The 19143-nt window shown below is 44.9% G+C and carries 16 protein-coding genes; 8 read left to right on the top strand and 8 right to left on the bottom strand.

Features of this window, described 5'->3' with window-relative positions:
- Nucleotides 1-159: 159 nt before the first annotated feature.
- Genes BMZ54_RS23275 through BMZ54_RS23285 form a run of 3 tightly spaced genes read left to right on the top strand, consistent with a single transcriptional unit; the run spans nt 160 to nt 6046 of the window.
- Nucleotides 160-3414: a SusC/RagA family TonB-linked outer membrane protein gene (locus BMZ54_RS23275; RefSeq protein ID WP_162277652.1), complete on the top strand. Its 3255-nt coding sequence runs from the start codon at nt 160-162 to the stop codon at nt 3412-3414.
- Between the two features lie 11 nt (nt 3415-3425).
- The gene (locus BMZ54_RS23280; protein WP_089917943.1) at nt 3426-4871 is read left to right on the top strand and encodes a RagB/SusD family nutrient uptake outer membrane protein; all 1446 of its coding nucleotides are present in this window, start codon (nt 3426-3428) and stop codon (nt 4869-4871) included.
- Between the two features lie 17 nt (nt 4872-4888).
- On the top strand, nt 4889-6046 hold the full coding sequence (locus BMZ54_RS23285) for a TlpA disulfide reductase family protein (RefSeq protein WP_089917945.1): 1158 nt from the start codon (nt 4889-4891) through the stop codon (nt 6044-6046).
- Nucleotides 6047-6096: 50 nt separating this feature from the next.
- Here BMZ54_RS23285 and BMZ54_RS23290 read toward each other — a convergent pair whose 3' ends face one another.
- The gene (locus BMZ54_RS23290) at nt 6097-6813 is read right to left on the bottom strand and encodes a Crp/Fnr family transcriptional regulator (RefSeq protein ID WP_089917947.1); all 717 of its coding nucleotides are present in this window, start codon (nt 6811-6813) and stop codon (nt 6097-6099) included.
- 155 nt (nt 6814-6968) lie between these two features.
- Between BMZ54_RS23290 and BMZ54_RS23295 the strand changes: the two genes are divergently transcribed.
- The 3 genes from BMZ54_RS23295 to BMZ54_RS23305 are packed head-to-tail and all read left to right on the top strand — an operon-like array spanning nt 6969 to nt 8307.
- Complete coding sequence (locus tag BMZ54_RS23295; RefSeq protein WP_089917948.1) at nt 6969-7565, top strand: protein-L-isoaspartate O-methyltransferase family protein; 597 nt, start codon at nt 6969-6971, stop codon at nt 7563-7565.
- Between the two features lie 43 nt (nt 7566-7608).
- A complete protein-coding gene (locus BMZ54_RS23300; RefSeq protein WP_089917950.1) occupies nt 7609-7878 on the top strand; it encodes a hypothetical protein in 270 nt (89 codons plus the stop codon).
- A 15-nt stretch (nt 7879-7893) separates the two neighbouring features.
- Nucleotides 7894-8307, top strand: coding sequence for a DUF983 domain-containing protein (locus BMZ54_RS23305; protein ID WP_238386658.1), 414 nt, complete (start codon nt 7894-7896; stop codon nt 8305-8307).
- Nucleotides 8308-8406: 99 nt separating this feature from the next.
- Here BMZ54_RS23305 and BMZ54_RS23310 read toward each other — a convergent pair whose 3' ends face one another.
- Nucleotides 8407-9018: a methyltransferase domain-containing protein gene (locus tag BMZ54_RS23310; RefSeq protein ID WP_089917954.1), complete on the bottom strand. Its 612-nt coding sequence runs from the start codon at nt 9016-9018 to the stop codon at nt 8407-8409.
- 100 nt (nt 9019-9118) lie between these two features.
- Here BMZ54_RS23310 and BMZ54_RS23315 point away from each other — a divergent pair, with 100 nt between their 5' ends.
- Nucleotides 9119-9865, top strand: a complete 747-nt coding sequence (locus tag BMZ54_RS23315) for a Crp/Fnr family transcriptional regulator (protein WP_238386659.1) — start codon at nt 9119-9121, stop codon at nt 9863-9865.
- On the opposite strand, the gene BMZ54_RS23320 is transcribed toward BMZ54_RS23315, so the two are convergent.
- The 6 genes from BMZ54_RS23320 to BMZ54_RS23345 form a co-directional block, all read right to left on the bottom strand.
- Nucleotides 9856-10623 (bottom strand): YoaK family protein, encoded by a 768-nt coding sequence (locus tag BMZ54_RS23320; RefSeq protein ID WP_089917958.1) that lies wholly within the window; start codon nt 10621-10623, stop codon nt 9856-9858. The genes BMZ54_RS23315 and BMZ54_RS23320 overlap by 10 nt on opposite strands.
- Nucleotides 10624-10655: 32 nt before the next feature.
- Nucleotides 10656-10946 carry a hypothetical protein gene (locus tag BMZ54_RS23325; RefSeq protein WP_089917960.1) on the bottom strand — a complete coding sequence of 97 codons (291 nt, stop codon included), beginning with the start codon at nt 10944-10946 and terminating at the stop codon, nt 10656-10658.
- A 78-nt stretch (nt 10947-11024) separates the two neighbouring features.
- Nucleotides 11025-11426, bottom strand: a complete 402-nt coding sequence (locus BMZ54_RS23330; RefSeq protein ID WP_089917962.1) for a glycine cleavage system H family protein — start codon at nt 11424-11426, stop codon at nt 11025-11027.
- A 99-nt stretch (nt 11427-11525) separates the two neighbouring features.
- Entirely contained in the window at nt 11526-12239 is a 714-nt protein-coding gene (locus BMZ54_RS23335) for a metallophosphoesterase (protein WP_089917964.1), read from the bottom strand.
- 159 nt (nt 12240-12398) lie between these two features.
- Entirely contained in the window at nt 12399-14291 is a 1893-nt protein-coding gene (locus tag BMZ54_RS23340; RefSeq protein ID WP_089917966.1) for a SusD/RagB family nutrient-binding outer membrane lipoprotein, read from the bottom strand.
- Between the two features lie 19 nt (nt 14292-14310).
- A complete protein-coding gene (locus tag BMZ54_RS23345; RefSeq protein WP_089917969.1) occupies nt 14311-17424 on the bottom strand; it encodes a SusC/RagA family TonB-linked outer membrane protein in 3114 nt (1037 codons plus the stop codon).
- Nucleotides 17425-18035: 611 nt separating this feature from the next.
- Between BMZ54_RS23345 and BMZ54_RS23350 the strand changes: the two genes are divergently transcribed.
- Nucleotides 18036-19058: a LacI family DNA-binding transcriptional regulator gene (locus BMZ54_RS23350; RefSeq protein WP_089917994.1), complete on the top strand. Its 1023-nt coding sequence runs from the start codon at nt 18036-18038 to the stop codon at nt 19056-19058.
- Nucleotides 19059-19143: the final 85 nt, after the last annotated feature.

Below are 19143 nucleotides of genomic sequence, written 5' to 3' on the forward strand. Positions count from 1 at the left end.
CAGCATTACCGGTTTTAAAAAAGGCAACCAGGATCGTCATGTAGAATTATTATCTGATCACCCAAAATCGAAAGTATGAATTTTTATGCGTTGTGCCAACACGCAGGGGGCACAGTATTGCTATCAACCAAAATAAGCAGGGTAATGAAGCTATCTGCTATGTTATTACTTATAGGTGCGCTGCATGTAAGCGCAGCAGGATTTTCTCAAAACATCAGCTTTTCCGGAAAGAAGGTTCCGCTGGAGAAAATATTCCCGGTAATAGAAGAACAAACCGGGTACCTGATTTTCTGCAACTATGCGCTTTTGAGCCAAACCAAACCGGTTACGCTTGCCGTAAAGGATATGCCGGTGAAGGATTTCTTATCGGCCATTTTAAAATGTCAGCCGCTGGAATATTCGATTGAAAGAAAAACTATTGTTATCAGTAAAAAAGCAGCAGTACCTAACGCAGATCAATCTGCGCCTGCTGCCAGAGATACTACCATTACTACTATCGGTAAGGTAACAGATGCCAGTGGTATGCCGGTGATTGGCGCTACCATAACAGTAAAGGGAACCTCCGGCGGTACCACTACAAATGAAGAAGGCATTTTCATACTTAAGAATGTAAAGCGGAATGCCCTTCTGGTGATCAGCTCTATCGGTTACGAGCGGAAAGAAATAACGGTTAAGGGTAACAGCATTGTTGCACAGCTGAACCGTGACATTAATAAGCTGGATGAAACGGTGGTAATTGCTTATGGCACCACTACCAAAAGGCTGAACCCCGGTGATGTAACCACCGTAACTGCGGAAGAAATTGCAAAGAACCCGGTTAACAATGTATTTGAAGCTATACAGGGAAAGGTGCCGGGCCTGTTTATTCAGCAGGCTACCGGGCAGCCGGGTGGTGCATTCAGCCTCCGGCTAAGGGGCTCCGCCAACTTTGCTTCAGCAGCGCCGCAGCCTTTGATCGTGGTGGATGGGGTGATCTATCCCGGCGGTACCCTGCCCATGTCAACCAACACCTCTTATGGCACTGCTGATTTTTTAAAAGGCGGCAGCGGGCTGAATTACCTGAACCCGAATGATATTGAAAGCATCAGCGTTTTAAAAGATGCAGATGCTACTGCCTTATACGGCTCATCCGGCGCATACGGGGTAATACTGATCACCACAAAGAAAGCCAAACCAGGAGCGCCTACTATCAATGCCAATATTTATACCGGAGTATCCGTATTGGGTACCTCGCCAAAACTAATGCACACACAGGATTACTTAATGTTGCGGCGGGAAGCGCTGAAAAATGATGGCGCTACTGTTTCTGCATTTGATAAAGACCTTAATGGTACATGGCCCGAAGACCGTTATAACGATTTTAAAAAGCAGTTACTGGGCAATTACGCGCAAACCACCAACGCAAACCTTTCCTATGGCGGCGGCACACAAAATACCAGTTACCTGATCAGCGGCAGCTTAAGGAGCAATGGTAATATTCAGCGGCATAAAGGATCCTTCAAAGATGGCTCATTAAGATTTTCTTTGAATACCAATACACCTAACAATAGGCTTAGCTTTGCGCTTTCCGGCACCTATCTTTCTTCCTCCAGTGACATGGTGCCTACTGATTTTTCATCCAGCGTTGTTTTTGCAGCTCCCAATGCGCCGCCTATCTTTTTGCCGGATGGCAGCATAAACTGGGAAACCGGCTCCAATGACCTGGCAGACGATATTAACAAGCAATATAAGAACGTTACCAATAATTTACTGGCCAACGGTACGCTTACCTACAAACCCATTAAGCAGCTAACCTTACGCGCCATATTGGGATACAATAATGTAAGTGGCCGGGAATTTATGGGATACCCCACCACCACAAAAGCGCCTTCCTATGCAAATGCTGCTGCTGAAACACATAGCCTGGTAAATACTTTTGAGGTGCGCACCCTAACGGTTTCTCCTTATGCGGAGTATAACACCACCCTGTGGGGAAAAGGCGACCTGGGTGTTAAAGCCGGCGGCATGATAGATAATAAATTAAACAATAAAGTGGAGATCCATGGAGTAGGCTTTGCAACAGACGCCCTGCTCAATAACCCGGCAGCCGGTACAACGGTTACCTCCACTTACAGTCAAACACCATACAGGTCTTTGGGCTTTCATACGGTTATTAAATTCGTATGGGACCAAAAATATATCCTTAACCTTAACGGCAGAAGGGACGGCTCTACGAAATTCGGATCAGGGAAGAAATTCGGCAACTTTGGCTCCGTTGCTGCTGCATGGATATTCAGTGAAGAAAAAGCTATAAAGAATAACCTTCCCTTTATAAGCTATGGGAAATTAAGGGGCAGTACCGGTATTATCGGAGGAGATGCCATTCCGGACTATTCTTACTTAAGCACCTATAGCTCATTTGGCGGTACTTACCAGGGGAAAACAGGACTTACCACCACATCACTGGCAAATCCTTTACTGAGCTGGGAAAGGAACAAGAACTCAGAAATAGGTTTGGAATTAGGTTTTTTACATGACAGGATTTATGCAGAGGCAAACTATTACTGGAATATAGCCTCTAATCAATTGATCAACCAATCCCTGTCAACCGTAACCGGCTTTAGCGGGTACTCCATAAATTCAGATGCCGTTATACGCACCAGCGGATGGGAGCTGGCTTTAAACACCAGCAACATAAGAACGGAAGATCTTACATGGACAACCAGATTTAATATATCTATTCCAACCAGCAAGCTGATAAAGCTGCCCACTCACAGGAACCTGAGCAGCGCTTATATAGTGGGCAAGCCGGTTACCGGCACCCTGTTGTATAAATATAACGGCGTAAACCCGCAAACAGGCTACTACAGCTTTACTAACGCTAAAGGCACTACGGATGATTATAATTCCGGTTTGGTGGATGCAGATAAAACCGAATTTACAGACCTGGCTCCTAAATATTACGGCGGCTTTCAAAACTCGATCCATTATAAACAATGGGCCCTGGATTTTTCTTTCGTTTTTACCAAAAGACTGGGCAAAAATTTCCTGGGCCAGAGTGGATACACATTTGGATTTGCAGGGATGAATGGCGGGGTGGAATGGTTACGCCGCTGGCAAAAACCGGGTGATGTAACTGATATACCTAAGGTAAGCACTAACATACTTGACAATTATTTCAGACAGGACATTTTCAATCAAAGCACAGGCGCCTATAGTGATGCCTCTTATGCCAGGTTGCAGAATGTAAGTATCAACTACCGTTTCAAATCTGAATCCTTGCGGAGATTTCATTTACGGGATGTAACGGTTTACCTGCAGGGCCAGAATTTATGGACCATCTCCAGGTATGGCGGCGTAGACCCTGAAAATTTGGATGCAGGTACCATACCGCCCATGCGCATATTCACCGCAGGCGCAAATATTACACTTTAAAGCATTTTAAAATGAAGCTCAACACCAGAAAATATACGATCATTGCCCTGATTGCATGCTCCTTAACGCTGTTAATGAGCTGCGAAAAATACCTGGAGAATACACAATTGCCTGCAGGCACTATTGCAGGTAAAGATGCTTTTACTTCAGATAATGCAGTATCGGCCATTGTAACGGGTAGCTTTTTCAGCTTAAATAGTTCCGGCCCGTTCTCAGGCGGAGGGGCCTCAAACATGGCCTATACCACCGGGCTTTATACAGATGAATTGCAAAACATCAGTACCTCTGCTTTTGCAGTGGCGCTTTATACAAATGCTATTAAAGCAAACAATGTAACTCACTGGACGGATCTGTATAGCAAAATATACGTGGTGAATGGCGCTATTGAAGGCATCCGTAATACGCCGGCCATGTTATATTATAAAGACCAGTGGCTGGGGGAAAGTCTTTTTACGCGGGCGCTCCTTTATTATTACCTGGTTAATCTTTACGGCGATGTGCCTTTGGCTTTGACTACTGATTATACGGTTAACAATCAATTAAGCCGGGCACCACAAAGCCAGGTTTACCGGCAAATTATTGCAGATCTTAAGACCGCGCAAAGTTTGTTAAGCAGCAATTATAAAGATGGGTATGGATCAAACACTAATGACCGGGTAAGGCCCAACCAGGCTGCGGCAACGGCTTTATTGGCAAAAGCTTATTTATATACGCAGCAATGGGACAGTGCTGAAGTGCAGGCAGCTTCCATTATCAATAATACAGCCTATCAGCTGCTAACGCCGGACCAGGTTTTCCTGGCAAACAGTAAAGAAACCATCTGGGCCCTGGCAACCATTTCCGATGTAAAAGCATATGAATATGGCTTGTATAACAATGGTATGCCGGCGGAGCTTACACCGCCTAAAGATCCTGCCACCGCCTACTCTGTTTTGGTGGCCATGAGCAATTTCCTGCTTAGCGCATTTGAGCCTAATGATGCCCGCTTCAGCAATTGGGTACGATCCACCACTATTACGGCATCTGCTACCAGCCCGGCTGTTACTTATTATTTTCCCAATAAATATAAATCATCAATTAATGGCGCTGAAAGGGAGGTGGTGTTAAGACTGGCGGATATGTACCTGGTACGGGCAGAAGCACGCGCCCGGCAAAATAATATCAGCGGCGCACAGGCAGACCTGGATGTAGTAAGAACACGGGCCGGGCTTGCGGGTACAACAGCCAGCACTCAGCCGGCTTTGCTGGCTGCCATTGCTAAGGAAAGACAAACAGAATTATTCACAGAATGCGGAAACAGGTTTTTTGATCTGAAAAGAACCGGAACGATAGATGGAGTAATGAATGTAGTAGCGCCGCAAAAAGGTGGCAGCTGGAGCAGCTATAAGCAGCTATGGCCCATACCTCCAAACGACATTATACTGAACCCACATATAGCACCTAATCCTGGATATTAACAACATAAAAATAAAAAATGAATAAGCTGATATTAACAGCATTGGCGCTGGCCCCTGTATTGAGCTATGCGCAAAGCGGAAACTATCATTTAACCGTAATACTGAAAAATACTAAAGCGCCGGCAAAGGCTTACCTGGTCCGTGATTATGGAATGAATGTGCAGCGGACGCTGGATTCTGCTGCAGTAAAGGAGGGCACCTTCCTGTTTAAAGGAACCGTTGAGAGCCCGGTTAAAGCAGACCTGGTAATAGATCACGCCGGCCAGGGCCTGAATAGCCTGGGCCGCACTGCAGATGTACGGGTCGTGTATCTTGAAAAAGGTAACATCCTGGTTAAGGGGGATGATGTGGTTAAACAAGCTGTTATTACAGGGTCTGCGATCAATACGGAATATGTAAAGTACCACGCGGCAGTACTGGCTCCTGCCGAAAAAGTTATGGATAATATAGAGGCAGAATATAACGCAGCTGCTGATGATAAAAAGAAAGATCCGGCATTTATGAGCAGCTTGCAGGCTAAAATGGAAAAAGCATTGCAGGGAAGGGATTCTCTTCAATATGTATACATCCGCAAAAATCCGGATTCCTATTTAAGCCTGGAAGCATTGACAGCAGTGGCAGGTGATAATATGGATCTAGATAAAGTAAGGCCTCTTTTCAAAGGGCTTTCCGCCAGGTTGCGCAATAGTAAGGACGGAAAGGCCTTTGCTAAATTAATGGATGAAGTAGGGCATACTGCAATAGGGGCTATGGCGCCTGACTTTACCCAGCTTGATGTGAATGACAAACCCGTGAAGCTGTCAGATTTCAGAGGCAAGTATGTGCTGGTTGACTTCTGGGCATCCTGGTGCGGCCCTTGCCGTGCAGAAAATCCTAATGTAGTGAAGGCATTCAATACCTATAAGGATAAGAATTTTACGGTACTGGGTGTATCGCTGGACCGGCCGGGTAAAAAAGATGCATGGCTGGCCGCTATTAAAGCAGATGGGCTGGGTTGGACACAGGTTTCAGATCTGAAGTTCTGGGATAACAGTGCAGCCCGGCAATATCGTATCAGGTCTATTCCTCAAAACTTTTTAATTGATCCAAGTGGAAAGATCGTAGGTAAGAACCTTCGCGGGGAAGCGCTGAGCCAAAAGCTGGAAGCGCTGCTGGTTGCTAAAGGAGGTAAATAGGGTGATTTGTAGGTATAACCACCTTAACATTCATCAGCACACTTATATACTTATTCCGATGTGCCATACCCGGATATCTCGATCAATTTCTTTACATCGGTAATGCAGATCTTTCTCCCTTGCGTACGCAGAATGCCTGCGAGCTTAAATTCTGTTAAAAACCGGGCGATGTTCTCATCGCCGGTGCCTACCATATTTGCCAGATCGTTGCGGGAAACATTGATCATGATCTCCTCTCCGGCTGCGGTTCCTTCTTTGAATTTCTCACGTAATACAATCAGCGTGATCGCTAATCGTTCCTTTACGGAGCGCTGGGCAACAACAGAAATGCTATTTATTAATACCGCAAATTCATGGCTGAGCGTTTTTAGCAGTCTGCGTGGTAAAACGGTAGACTTTTCTATGGCGCTTAAAAAATCCTCTTTGGGAATGAATGCAATAACGCATTCTTCTAAAGTAGCAGCAGAATCCGGGTAACGTTCATCTGCTAAAATAGCGTGATATCCTATTAGCTCGCCGGTATTGGCAACATATATGATCTGTTCTCTTCCTGTCTGGTCAACCTGGTACTTTTTCACCTTCCCCTTTTTTATAAAGAAGATCCCCGAAGCAACCGCACCCTCCCTGAATATTACTTCTCCTTTATTATACTTCTGTTCTAACATGTTAGCGCAGAGGTATCCGTATTCGTCTTCCGGCAAATTATTCAGGATGGACTGTGATTTGAAGTTCCATTTATCAATTGGGAACAGACCTGCTAAACTCATAATTGATCTAATTGATAAAAAGTGATCTTTTGCAGCTTTTAAATTGAAAAGTATCAGTTAAACCAGACCTCCTCAAAGGTACCTTTGCCATAGGAGAATATCAACTATTTCTCGCTATCAGAATTAACATATCAAAGTTGCTAATTAATACTAAAATGGGAAAAAACCTGGTTAAATCTGCCTGGTACACGACCGATGCCGCATTTGACTGGTTGTATCCCGAGCGGATACAGCTACTCTCAAAACGGCATTGGACCCCAGTGGACGTGGCTAAAAAAGCTGCCCGGTTTTTAGCAACAGAACCGGGAAAGAAGGTCCTGGATATTGGCAGCGGTGTTGGGAAGTTTGCCCTCATCGGTGCACATTACTTTCCGGATGTTCTTTTCTACGGGGTGGAACAAAGAAGAGAGCTGCACCACTATGCACAGGCAGCTAAAGAGTATACTAAAACAAATAATGCCGGCTTTATTCATGGCAACTTTACACAGGTTGACCTGGCAGAATATGATCACTTTTATTTTTATAATGCTTTTTTTGAAAATTTAGATAGTAATGGCAGGATGGATCATCAGATGGAGTATTCCACTGGTTTGTATAACTATTACTCCCGTTACCTGTTTAAAGAATTGGATGCCAAACCCAGCGGAACAAGACTGGCGACCTTCCATAGCCTTGAAGATGAAATTCCTTCCAGTTACCAGATAGTAGATGTCTCAACGGATCTTCTATTAAAAACATGGATAAAGAAGTGATTAAGATCTCTCACAGATCAATGTTAAAGTAAATACATTCAATATGACCACTGATGAATACGTGACCACTATCATTGAGCAAATTGAGGTTGCAAAAGATGATAAAGAGGTGGAAAGGATCATTCAAATAGCGGTTACGAAAATGGAAGAAAGGAAAAAAAATGGGTTCATTATACAACGGTGCATGGACAAATTAGGCATTGCTATACAAGATCTGCAAGTGCTTGAATCCAGTAACAGCCGGTGGAATTGCTACCGGTTTGCATTGATCTGCATAGGAAAATTGACGGTTAAGAATGTAATTAAGGACTAGAAGAAAAATATCCTGATGAGTAAATCTAATTTTATTGCCAGCATTTTGAAGAGTAAATGTCCCCGGTGCAGAATGGGAATATTATTTAAAGCAAATAACCCCTACCAGCTAAAGAATGTTCTTGACATGCACGAACAGTGCCCGGTATGTGGACAGCAAACAGAACTGGAAATCGGATTTTGGTACGGTACAGGGTATGTCAGCTATGTATTGGCAGTACTTTTTTCCATATTTAATTTAACCTGGTACTGGTTGGTCTTCGGTATAACATGGAAAGATAATAGTGTGTACCACTGGCTTATTGTTAATGGAATAATACTTACCCTGTCTATGCCTGTTCTCATGCGCTTGTCCCGGATAGTGTATTTAAACTTTTATGTTTATTATGATCCGGATACTGAGATTATTAAAAGGCAACGTGGTAAATAAACGGATTGTTATACACTTAACAGATCAAAAACCAACTCTTAGATATAGTGTCGCATAATCAAAAGTTTTCTGGAAGGAGCACGTCTGTGCTCCTTAATTTTATACCTTAATCCAGAAACTTAACAAATGATCTATTTCAGTACCCACCAAATGATAACCACCGGGGACTTCTTCCTCTGAACAATGGTAGGTAGCAAGCCTTGTACCTGCGGGCATTTTTTTCAGCTGATCACATAAATACCGGTTATAACTATTATACAGGGACCTGGAATAGGAAAGTTTATTATCTATTTTTTGAGTACCCGGGAGGTTCTCATAGAAGGAGTTAAAAAAATAAAAATGATCATATTCTCTGAAATCAAGCTCAAGTAGGTTGGCATGTATGAATGTTACATTGCTGAGCCCTAACATTTCTTTTGCAGTGGTAGCATAAAATACCAGGTCATTCCGCTGTTCAATTCCATAAAAGTTGGCTGCCGGGTTATAATAGGCGCCACTCAGGCAAAATTTTCCGGGCCCGCTGCCTATATCCAATATTTTTGCGCCAGATTTGGCTGCCAGAAAATCCGAGGCCTTTTGAGCAACTTTTAAAGGGGTCCAATGCTTTTGTGCGAGCTCCCGTATGTAAAGCGGATATAGATGATGAAAATTAAAATCGGAATCAAACCATTTATTTAAATGTCCGGATAAAGAGGGTGTTGTTAATGACATACACTGGTACAATAAATTTTTCCTTGCATAATTTTCTTAATTCATTTACAAAGGTATTTCGCAATCTATTCGTTTACAGTAAACTTTATCACCTTGAAAAGTGACTTTTTTCAATTCTAAAATGTTAATTTTAGTTGTTATGAGCATCAAAGGACTTTTTCCTATAGACAAGTGGGATTTCAAGAGTGAATCCATCTTTGCCGATCTGCGGCCGGAGGACTTTGAGCTGCTGACTGCCCATAAAAGTGAGCATGTTTATAAAAAAAATGATATTCTTTTCAGGGAAGGAACTTACCCATCAGGGATATTTTTTATCAACAAGGGAAAGGTAAAAAAATATAAGGTAGACAAGGATGGAAAGGAGCAGATAATTTATTTAGCAAATACCGCGCAGCTTATCGGTTATCACGCTATTCTTTCGGGAGATCGTTATCCGGATTCAGCTGCTGTTATGGAAGAAAGCGTTATTACTTTTATTCCTAAAGAAGATTTTTTGAAGACCCTGGATCAATCTCCGGCATTGAACAAGAGGCTGCTTAAAACTTTAAGCCATGAGTTTGCCGTACTGGCAAACAGCCTGACCATGTTCGCTCAAAAAACGGTACGGGAACGGTTGGCGCTGCAATTAATTGTTATCCGGGAAAAGCATAAAGTAGATGCTGTTGAAGGTGCGCCCGTAGAAATAAATATTAGCCGGGAGGACCTGGCCAGCCTTGTAGGCACTGCCAGGGAAAACGTAATAAGGATCTTAACTGAATTTAAGGAAAAGGGCATTTTGGAAACAAAGGGCAGAAAAATTATAGTGAAGGATATTAATACGCTGATTAAAATTGCTAATCACAAATAGATAAAAATACCGGAAATGGGGACGGTCTTTCTTTGCCGGATCCTGATACGGTTTATCATCTTACTTAGCCTTATCCGGAAAGCATCGTAGAACATGGCAATAACCAATATGACTGCCGGTAAATAAAAGGTGTAATATTTCAAACTCAGGAATGCATACCCGCCAACGATACCTCCGGCCAGGAAAAAGAAAATAATCACCAGCCGCAAGATGATCTTTCTTTTGATTACGGCGATATTTTTACGCGGCGCCGATATAAGTGCATACAGGTCAATCCCCAGGTCCGTGAACATGCCGGTAAGATGAGTGGTTCTGACAACATACCCTGATACCGTAGAAACAAAAGCATTTTGCATTCCCATTGCAAATAACAGGCTGCCGGCAAAATACGCTGTTTTGATGACCGATTGATTAATGGTATGTCCAAAGCTGCCCACCAGTAACAGAATTATGATCTCTATTATTATAGGCAGTGTATAGGCAAACCTTTTGTTTTGTCCTACCCTCCCGATGCAGAAGCTGGAAAAGAAGGCCCCTGTAAGGAAAAGTAAAAGCCATAATACAATTATCCATGCTGCCTGCAGATCCCCTGTTGCTAACTTATGCGCCAGTAATGCGGCATGTCCTGTTACATTGGTGGTAAGCACAGAGAATGCAAATAAACCGGCTGCGTTTACCATTCCTGCAGTAAAACACAAAAGCACTGCCAACCGTAAATTATGCTTATAATTCCTCTTCCTTCCCGTATGACGAAGCATATATCACATCCTTTAAGCATTTCATTAACATATTATAAGCTGCTTATAGATTCTCCATTTAAAACAAAGTCCATCATCAAAGATTCCCGGAGATATATAACAGCATAACGTAAGCGACTCCACTGCGTACTGTCGCAATCAAGCGGCGATAGATCTTCTAACCAGCTCCGCAATTTGATCAGAAAGGGCTTAATCAGATCTGCACCTTCTTTTTTCTCAATATCTGCTATAGATTGTAGAATAATTACTTCTACCTGCTTATTATGCGGTGCGCTCTTCAGTTGCTCCGTTATGAGTAATAAATATTTATCTGTCGTCATCATTCAAATAATTTACTAAAATGCTATATGCGCCGTTTATATAGCAGCCTGACTTTATTAAAGTATGCTCCGCCATTACACTCAGTAAATTTTAACACTGGTCAGCTTTTGATATTCTTCCGGGGAGAGTAATGGATCCGGGGTACCAAATTTTAAGGGGCTGAGAAAAAATACCCAACCATTGTCCTGGGGGCTTTCCAGGATCAGGTCTAACCGGTCGGCCAGTTTGGGATTAGGGCCTAAAATTACGCAGCTCACAGGGGCGTGTATAGGAATGCTGTAGTCTTCAGAATGGAGTTCGGCCACCAGCAAGCCTTTATTAACGGTTCCACGCTGCCGGTGCCATTTTATGCTATCAATTTTTTTAATGCCCTTAAGTTTAAAAGCGGAAATGCCCACGAAACCCACAGTGCCATTATAATCAATCCATTCGTGATCGTTCGTGAAATGCATCCTGGGACGTGAGATAGTTGATATTTTCATTCTGCAAAGTTACTTGCAGCAACAGTGGGTTTAACTGATACTTTTCAGGTTAAAAACTGCAAAAAGTCACTTTGGGGTTAAACACATTAGCGAAGGCGGCTATAAAGGCTGCCGCTCATATATTTCCTGGACACCTAAACACCGGAAGCTAATGCCATCCTTATCCTCCACATAAGATTCATGGTAATGCCCGTAATACCATTCCTTACATCCGGCTGCTTTTACCGCCGTTAAGACATTACTCATGATCTGCCTTTCCTCTTCAAGCTCGGTTGCCAACAGGTATCTGCCGGCAAGCTTTTCCTGATCAATGTAATGATAAACGAGGTCATTCAGTACATGCGGCCATGCTTCCCGCGGTGCAATATGCGTAACCATTATATCAATCCCTTCTGAGCAGGCGGATTGTAAGCGCAGCTCATCAAAATTAACCACTTCATCTTTCCAATAATCCTGTCCTTCTGTTCTACCCATCCGGTCAATGGAAATACCGCCGCCAATAAATAATATTTTCTTACCGTCGATCACTAACAGCTCATAATCCTGTACTAACAGGATCTGCTGCAGCTTCAATGCATCCCGGTTATCCCAGAACCATTTATTGTCATGGTTGCCTCTTATAATATAAAGCCGGTTTGCCTGTTCCTGCAGGAAGCTATCAATTTGAACCAGTGTTTTCATATCCAGCTCACAGCGCTGAAATCCTAATCCCCAGTCACCCACCTGGATAAAGGATGTGTTTTCCAGTTTATACTTTTTAATCTTATAAAGGAGCTCCGGGTAACCACCATGCAGGTCTCCAATGATAACCATATTCCATTTGTTTACAAAATCCTGAATTTACTAAATTATAATCCAGCCTGCAACGAAAGGCACTTAGTGTAATCTTATCAGTTACAAAATTTACAGCATCACGTTACAAAAAAAAGACCGGCCTTTCAGCCGGTCCTTTATACTCCATACCAGATCAAATTAATGTTTTGCCCACCAGAGCGGCGTCAGGATGGCATCGGTACCATTCAGCAAAGCAGTGGCCTGCTGGTAACCATTTGCATTGCTGCTGGCCAGGCTGCTGGGGTATTTAATACGCTGCGGGAAGAACTGGATATTGCTGGTCATAAAATTAGCAGCAGTAAGTCCCGGCAGGTTAGGCAACGGATTTTCAATAGCCGGGTTCTCATAGAACGGTAAGCCCAGCCGGCGCTGATCGCTCCAGGATTCCAGCGGTAACCAGGGCACCTGTGCAATGAACTTCTGTGTAATGATCTTGGTTAGCTGGTCATTACGGACAGCGCCATTCTTGTACAAAGTGTTCACCGGGTAAGCAATGTTCACGGTGCCGGCAGTACCGGTATAACCGTCCTTGTAGTTCATGGTATGCGTAGCGCCTGGTTCCACGGTGTGGGTCCAGCTTACGGAGGTACCATCATTGTTATAGGCCTGTGACGCCAGGTAAGTTCCCAGGAACTGGCTCACGCCCCAGTATTCAAAGCTGCTGCCAATACCGGCTTCATATGCTGCCTGCGCAGTCATAGGAGTGGTCCAGCCTCTTACACCGCCTTCTGCCAGCAGGAAATAAGTTTCCCATGGTGCAAAGAAGATGCGTTGTGCCGTACTGTTACGGAAGCGTAATGCCAGGCGCGGGTTGGTACCCTCGTAGGTGAACATTTTATTTTTTGCGCCTTTCGTTCCCCAGTCACCGGTAGTGGTAGCATTCCATGTATAAGCAGCATTTACATTTCCAAAGTCGTCCAGGCTGCGTACGGTGTTCTTAGCATCGCTGGTGTAAGAAGGATACGCGCAAAAATCCGGGTTGTTGAACTGGCCGGGAATGATGAAGGTTTTGTATGCACGCGGATCAATGGTATTCTGTAAACCATCAAACCAGTAACCAGCCATAGGCTCATTGGTACGCTGGGAGAAATGGTTTAAGAACCGCAGCCCTGCCCAGTTAGCGGGCTTAATGTGAGATTGCAGGGAATCCGGCAGCTGCGCTGCAGATGGAATACCGCCTAAGTTAATGTACAGGTTATTCAGCGTAGCAGATATCAGCTGGGCATTCCATTCGCGGCTCATTACGCCGGTCAGGTCGTCCCATCCTGGTTTTTCCTGCACTTTAAAGATCTGCGATGATTCTGTGAGCAGCAAACCTGAATTAGCCGCTTCTTCAAACTCTGTTTTCGCCTTGCCGGGATCTACTTCTGATAAACGCATGGCCAAACGCATACGCAGGGAGTTACCGTAACGTTTCCATTTGTTATAGTCAAAAGCAAATGCAGGATCGTATTTCTTTACTTCATCTGTATTCACCACGCTTTCGTCAATGGCTGCTACAGATTCTTTCAGCTCCTGCAGTAAGTAATAATACACATCCTTTACACTTACAAACTCTGGATTCACACCCTGGAATGCTTTAATGGGAATAGGCCCAAAGTTGTCCGACATTTCGCTTAACAGGTACGCGCGCCAGATACGGCTTACCTGCAGCAGGTTTTTGGTGTAAGGCTTCTCGGCATCGGTACCAATCCTTTTGGTAGCCAGCTCCACGGCCAGGTTCACCCCATTCAGCCAGCCGGATACGGAATTGTAATAGGCCGTGGTCCAGCCGTCATCATAGCCGCCGCTGGATAAGCCGCCCTGACGATGCTGGCGGCCGCCGGTTTTCCAATACAATACAAAGGAACGTTCGGCTACATCCGGGTTCATTTGTGCACCAATGATAGAGCCATTCAGTGCATATTCCACCTCTACCTGCGCTTCATTGGCAGACTTCGGATCTCTGTTGATCTCTTCAAACTTTGAGCAGGATTGTACAAGCAGGCTGGCTGCAAACAGTACAAATGTGCTCTTTATAATATTTTTCATAAATGTCCTTTTTCAGCAATTAGAAACTAACGGATAAGTTAAACAGGAAAGTACGGGTAGTAGGCGCGCTGCCATTCTCAAAACCGGTAGCGTTGGTATTGGTTGCAAAAACAGATTCCGGGTCAATACCTTTCAGATGGCTGGATATTAACCATACGTTGTTGCAGGAGAAACCAATGCTGGCACGCTGAACCGGTGTGCGGGACAGCAGTTTGGCCGGCAGGGAGTAGCTCAGCTGCACATTCCTTAAGCGGATGTTGGAAGCATCATACAGGTTAGCTTCTACAATACCAACATTGGTGGCGCCAATGCTGTTCATCCAGTAATCCTGTGCAGATACAGCCACGGTGTTCTGTTCGTAGGTTTTGGTGTCTGCATTATACACCGCGCCATCTACTATGAAATTCTCGCGTTTGCCATTCACTACTGTTTCAGCAGCAGTACCGGCCCTTTGCATAGAGATCAATGTTCCGGAGAACATTTTACCACCAAAGCGGGCATCTACCTGGAAGCCCAGGGAAAGGCTTTTCCAATAGAAGGTATTACCTACACCTAATAAGCCGCTGGCCTGCTGGTTGCCCAGTCTTACTTTGTTCTGTGTAGCCAGGGGAAGGCCGTTGGCGTTTACAACGATCTTACCGAAGTAAGGGCTGCTGGCATCCGTTACGCGCTGGAAAGCGGTACCATAGATCTCACCAAACTTTTTGCCGGTTTCTGCATATACCTGTACGTCGTCATAACCGCCCAGGGAATACAGGCTCACATCATTGGTCAGCTCCTTAACAGTGTTATCATTCACGGAGTAATTCACGGTCATATCCCAGGAAATACCCTTGGGTTTATCCAGCACACGCCCGTTTAACATTACTTCTATCCCTTTGTTCTGGATATTGCCGGCATTGATTTTCCTGAAGGAATAACCGCTCAGCGGATCCATGGGCAGGTTAATAAGCTGGTTGGTAGCATTGGTTTTATAGAGGGCTACGTCCATGCCTACACGGCCATTGAAAAAGCGTGCTTCTGCGCCTACTTCAAGAGAACGGATCAGCTCATTGCGTACGTTCTGATCATACAGGGTGTTCTTTCTTTTTACTACGGTGTTGCCGTTAGGATCTTTACTTACTTCGTAGGTATTATACAGCTCATAGGCTGCCAGGTCATTACCTACCTGGGCGTAGGAGCCGCGTAATTTACCGTAGGTGATCCAGGATGGTACATTGCCACCCATACGCTCGATCATTTCTGTTACTACCAGTGAGGTGCTTACAGAAGGGTAGAAGAAGGAACGTTTGTCAGGGCTGAGGGCAGATGACCAGTCGTTACGGAAAGTAGCGTCTACAAACCAGTAAGCATCCCAGTTCACTCCCACTGTACCGTATAAGGAATTGATCCTTTTCTCACTTACTACTTCAGTTACGGAAGGGCTGGATTTACCGTTGTTCACTGAAAAGAAATCAGGGATCTGAAGCTCGCCAACGCTGGCATCCAGGCGGCTTCTTTTCTGCTTCATCAGGTTACCGCCTATAGAGGCCGTACCACCCAGCTTGCCGAACAGGTTGTCTTTATGGGCAGAGATCAAAGCGCTGTAGTTGATCTCACTGAAGGTTTCCTTACCCTGGCTATAACTGCCGTTAGCCGGGCTGGGACTGCCTGCATAGCGTTTTGCTTCGTAGCTGGTGGTATAGATATCTGCACCGCCTCTTGCTTCTGCGCTCAGCCAGTCGGTGATCTCATATTTTACAGTACCGGTCATCATGAAACGGTCGCGTATGTCCTGGTTCAGGTTGTAGCGGGAGGCCCAGTAAGGATTCACCTTGCTGCTGGTACCATACCATAGCATTTTACCATCGTCTCTTTTAGCGGCGCTGAAATCGCGGATGTTCAGGTTCACCGGCAGCATATACATGGTGCTGAACGGATTGCTGTCGTTCATGCCGTTCTGCGGGCGGTTTACCGCATCGGAGTTAATATACTGAACTTTGGTATCGGTGCTCCAACGGTTGCCGGGCCCAAAGCGGGATACAGCGCGTGCAGTGAGGTTGGTACGATTCAGCTTGGTGCCTGGGATAATACCTTTATCAGTAAGGCGGGTAACGGAGGAGTAGATGGAGGTACCTTCGCTTACCTGCTGCTGAAAGGAAATGCTGTTCTTTACATTGAGGCCTCTGCCAAAATAACCATCCAGGTTATCATAGGCTGCCAGCGGGGCATCCTTACCCTGCCAGTCTTTTACCGTCTGGCCGGTAATTTCAGGCCCCCACGCACGTTCACCGGCGGGGTCAAACTGGCCACGGTCGCCCTGGGCAAAAGATTGCTGCAATTCAGGACGGGTAAAGATCTCAGAATAACCGATCTGGGAAGAGTAGGTGATACCCAGACCTTTTTGTTTTTTACCGCTTTTGGTGGTGATCAGGATCACACCATTACCGGCGCGTGTACCGTATAAAGCCGCAGCAGTAGCGCCTTTCAATACAGACATGCTTTCAATATCTTCCGGGTTGATGTCGGATAAGCCATTGCCCATATCTCTTGCAGGGTTCCAGAAATCGTTGTTGTTGGAGCCGATGAAGTTGTCCATGGGAATACCATCCACTACTATCAGCGGCTGATTGGTACCGGTGAGCGAGTTGTTGCCACGCAGCGTGATCTTGGTAGAACCGGCAGGGCCATTGCTGGAGCGGATCACCTGCAAACCAGCTACCTTACCGGTTAGGGCGTTGGTGAGGTTTGTTTCCCGCGCATTGGTCAGCGATTCGCCGCTTACTTCCTGCAGGGCATAACCCAGTGATTTTTTCTCGCGTTTAATACCCAGTGCGGTTACTACCACCTCGCCCAGGTTTTTGTTGTCAATGGCCATTTGCGCCTGCAGCGTGCTTTGGCTGCCTACGGCTATCTCCTGTGAAAGAAAGCCTATACCGGAAAGCACCAGGGTTGCATTAGGGCCTACCGGTAGTGTGAAATTACCAGCACCATCGGTTACGGTGCCATTAGAGGTCCCCTTTTCAATAATGGTTATACCAGGGAGGGGATTGTTGCCGGCATCCTTTACATTACCGGATACCGCTCGCTTCTGCGCAAATGCGTTTACGAACACGCATAGGGATAGCGATAAAAAGATGAGTAATCTTTTCATAGTTCTGTGTTTGATAGATTGATTATAAAATGGACCTTTTAAAAGCAGTTAAGTCAGCTCTGCATTGATTTCACGGTTTAGTCGATAACAAGTAAATAAAATAGTAGAATAACAATATTGACAGCATCCTTTAGTGAATGCATGGCATATATCCCGGTTGATATTAATTGTCCCCTGATTGTTGTTGTTTGATTAACGGCTCAAGTTCTTACACACTACAGCGGTTTAGAGTGATTAAATATTGAAGGTTGATGACGTTGATAGAAACTGGTCTCAATATAAATATCATAAAACGATTTAGCAAATAATATCACTTTGAGTGAATAAAAAATCATAACAGCTACCTGGTTAGCAATTAATTCTTATGAAATTTTAATCCCGTGAAAGATTTACTGTTACTGGGTTTCAGTAAAAGAGGGCCTGTAATAAACTAATCATGTAAATGCCGTTTATAATAATCAAAAAAGATATTATGTATTGAGAACCGGGAGTACCGGCAAAACCCATCAGGCGAAATACTTTTCACCCTCTATAGGAAATTCAAAAATAATTGTAGCTTTGATTAGTTGTGAAAACGTTTACATAAATCTACGGAAAAATCTGATCGCTTTGTGAAAACTGCCAAAACCGTCGCCAGTTTAAAAACCGTTGCCAGCTTAGCGGGTGTATCAATAGCCACTGTTTCCAGGGTATTGAACGGCGATCCCGTGGTAAAGGACGAAACCCGGCTGGCCGTACAAAGGGCTATCAAAACCTCCGGTTACCATCCCAACCGCGTAGCGCAGCGCTTACGTTCCACTAACCGCTCCAAGAAGCTGATCGGCTTACTGATACCGGATATTCAAAACCCGTTCTATGTAGATGTGATCCGGGGTATAGAGGAATATGCTTATGCAAACGGGTCCGCCGTGGTGATCGGCAACTTTTCACAGGATCCGAAACGGGAAAAGCTATATATAGATATTCTCCGCTCAGAGTCCGTGGATGGCTTTATTGTAGCGCCTTCCCACGGGAAGGACCAGGATGTGGAGGAGCTGATCAACGACGGACATGCCGTGGTATGTATTGACCGGGGCCTCAGCAATCTGAATGTGGATGTGGTAAAATCAGATAATGAAAAAGGCGCTTTTAACGCCGTAGCGCATTTGATCAAACTGGGCCATAAACGTATAGCACATATTACCGGCGACCCTGCCATACCCACCACCCAGGAACGCATTGCCGGTTATATAGCAGCACATAAGCATTACGGAATACGGGTAGATCAGAAGATCATAAAGGGTAAAGAATCCAATTTTATCAGCGGGGTAGAGATCACCAAGCAGCTGCTGGCATTGCCGGACAGGCCTACCGCCATTTTTACCGCCAATAATCTGCTGACCTTAGGCGCGCTGGAAACCATTCTGCAGCAGGAGCTGAAAATACCGGAGGAAATAGCCATTGTGGGTTTTGATGATGTGTATTGGGCCACTTCCCTGAACCCACCGTTAACGGCTGTACGGCAGCATGGTTTTGAAATAGGGCAAAGGGCCATAGAGCTGCTGTACCAAAGGATCCAGCAGCCCGACCGCCTGCCGGCTAATGTGATCGTGAAAACGGAGCTGATGATCCGGCGGTCCTGCGGGTTTAAGTAAGTGAGGAAGGGCTACCCGCGCACAAAAAAGTATAACCGTGCCGGGGAGATCCGGCCCGGAAGCGTTAATGGCGTTTTTTTGATTG

Source organism: Chitinophaga rupis, assembly GCF_900109685.1.
In the GTDB taxonomy this organism is placed as follows: Bacteria; Bacteroidota; Bacteroidia; order Chitinophagales; family Chitinophagaceae; genus Chitinophaga; species Chitinophaga rupis.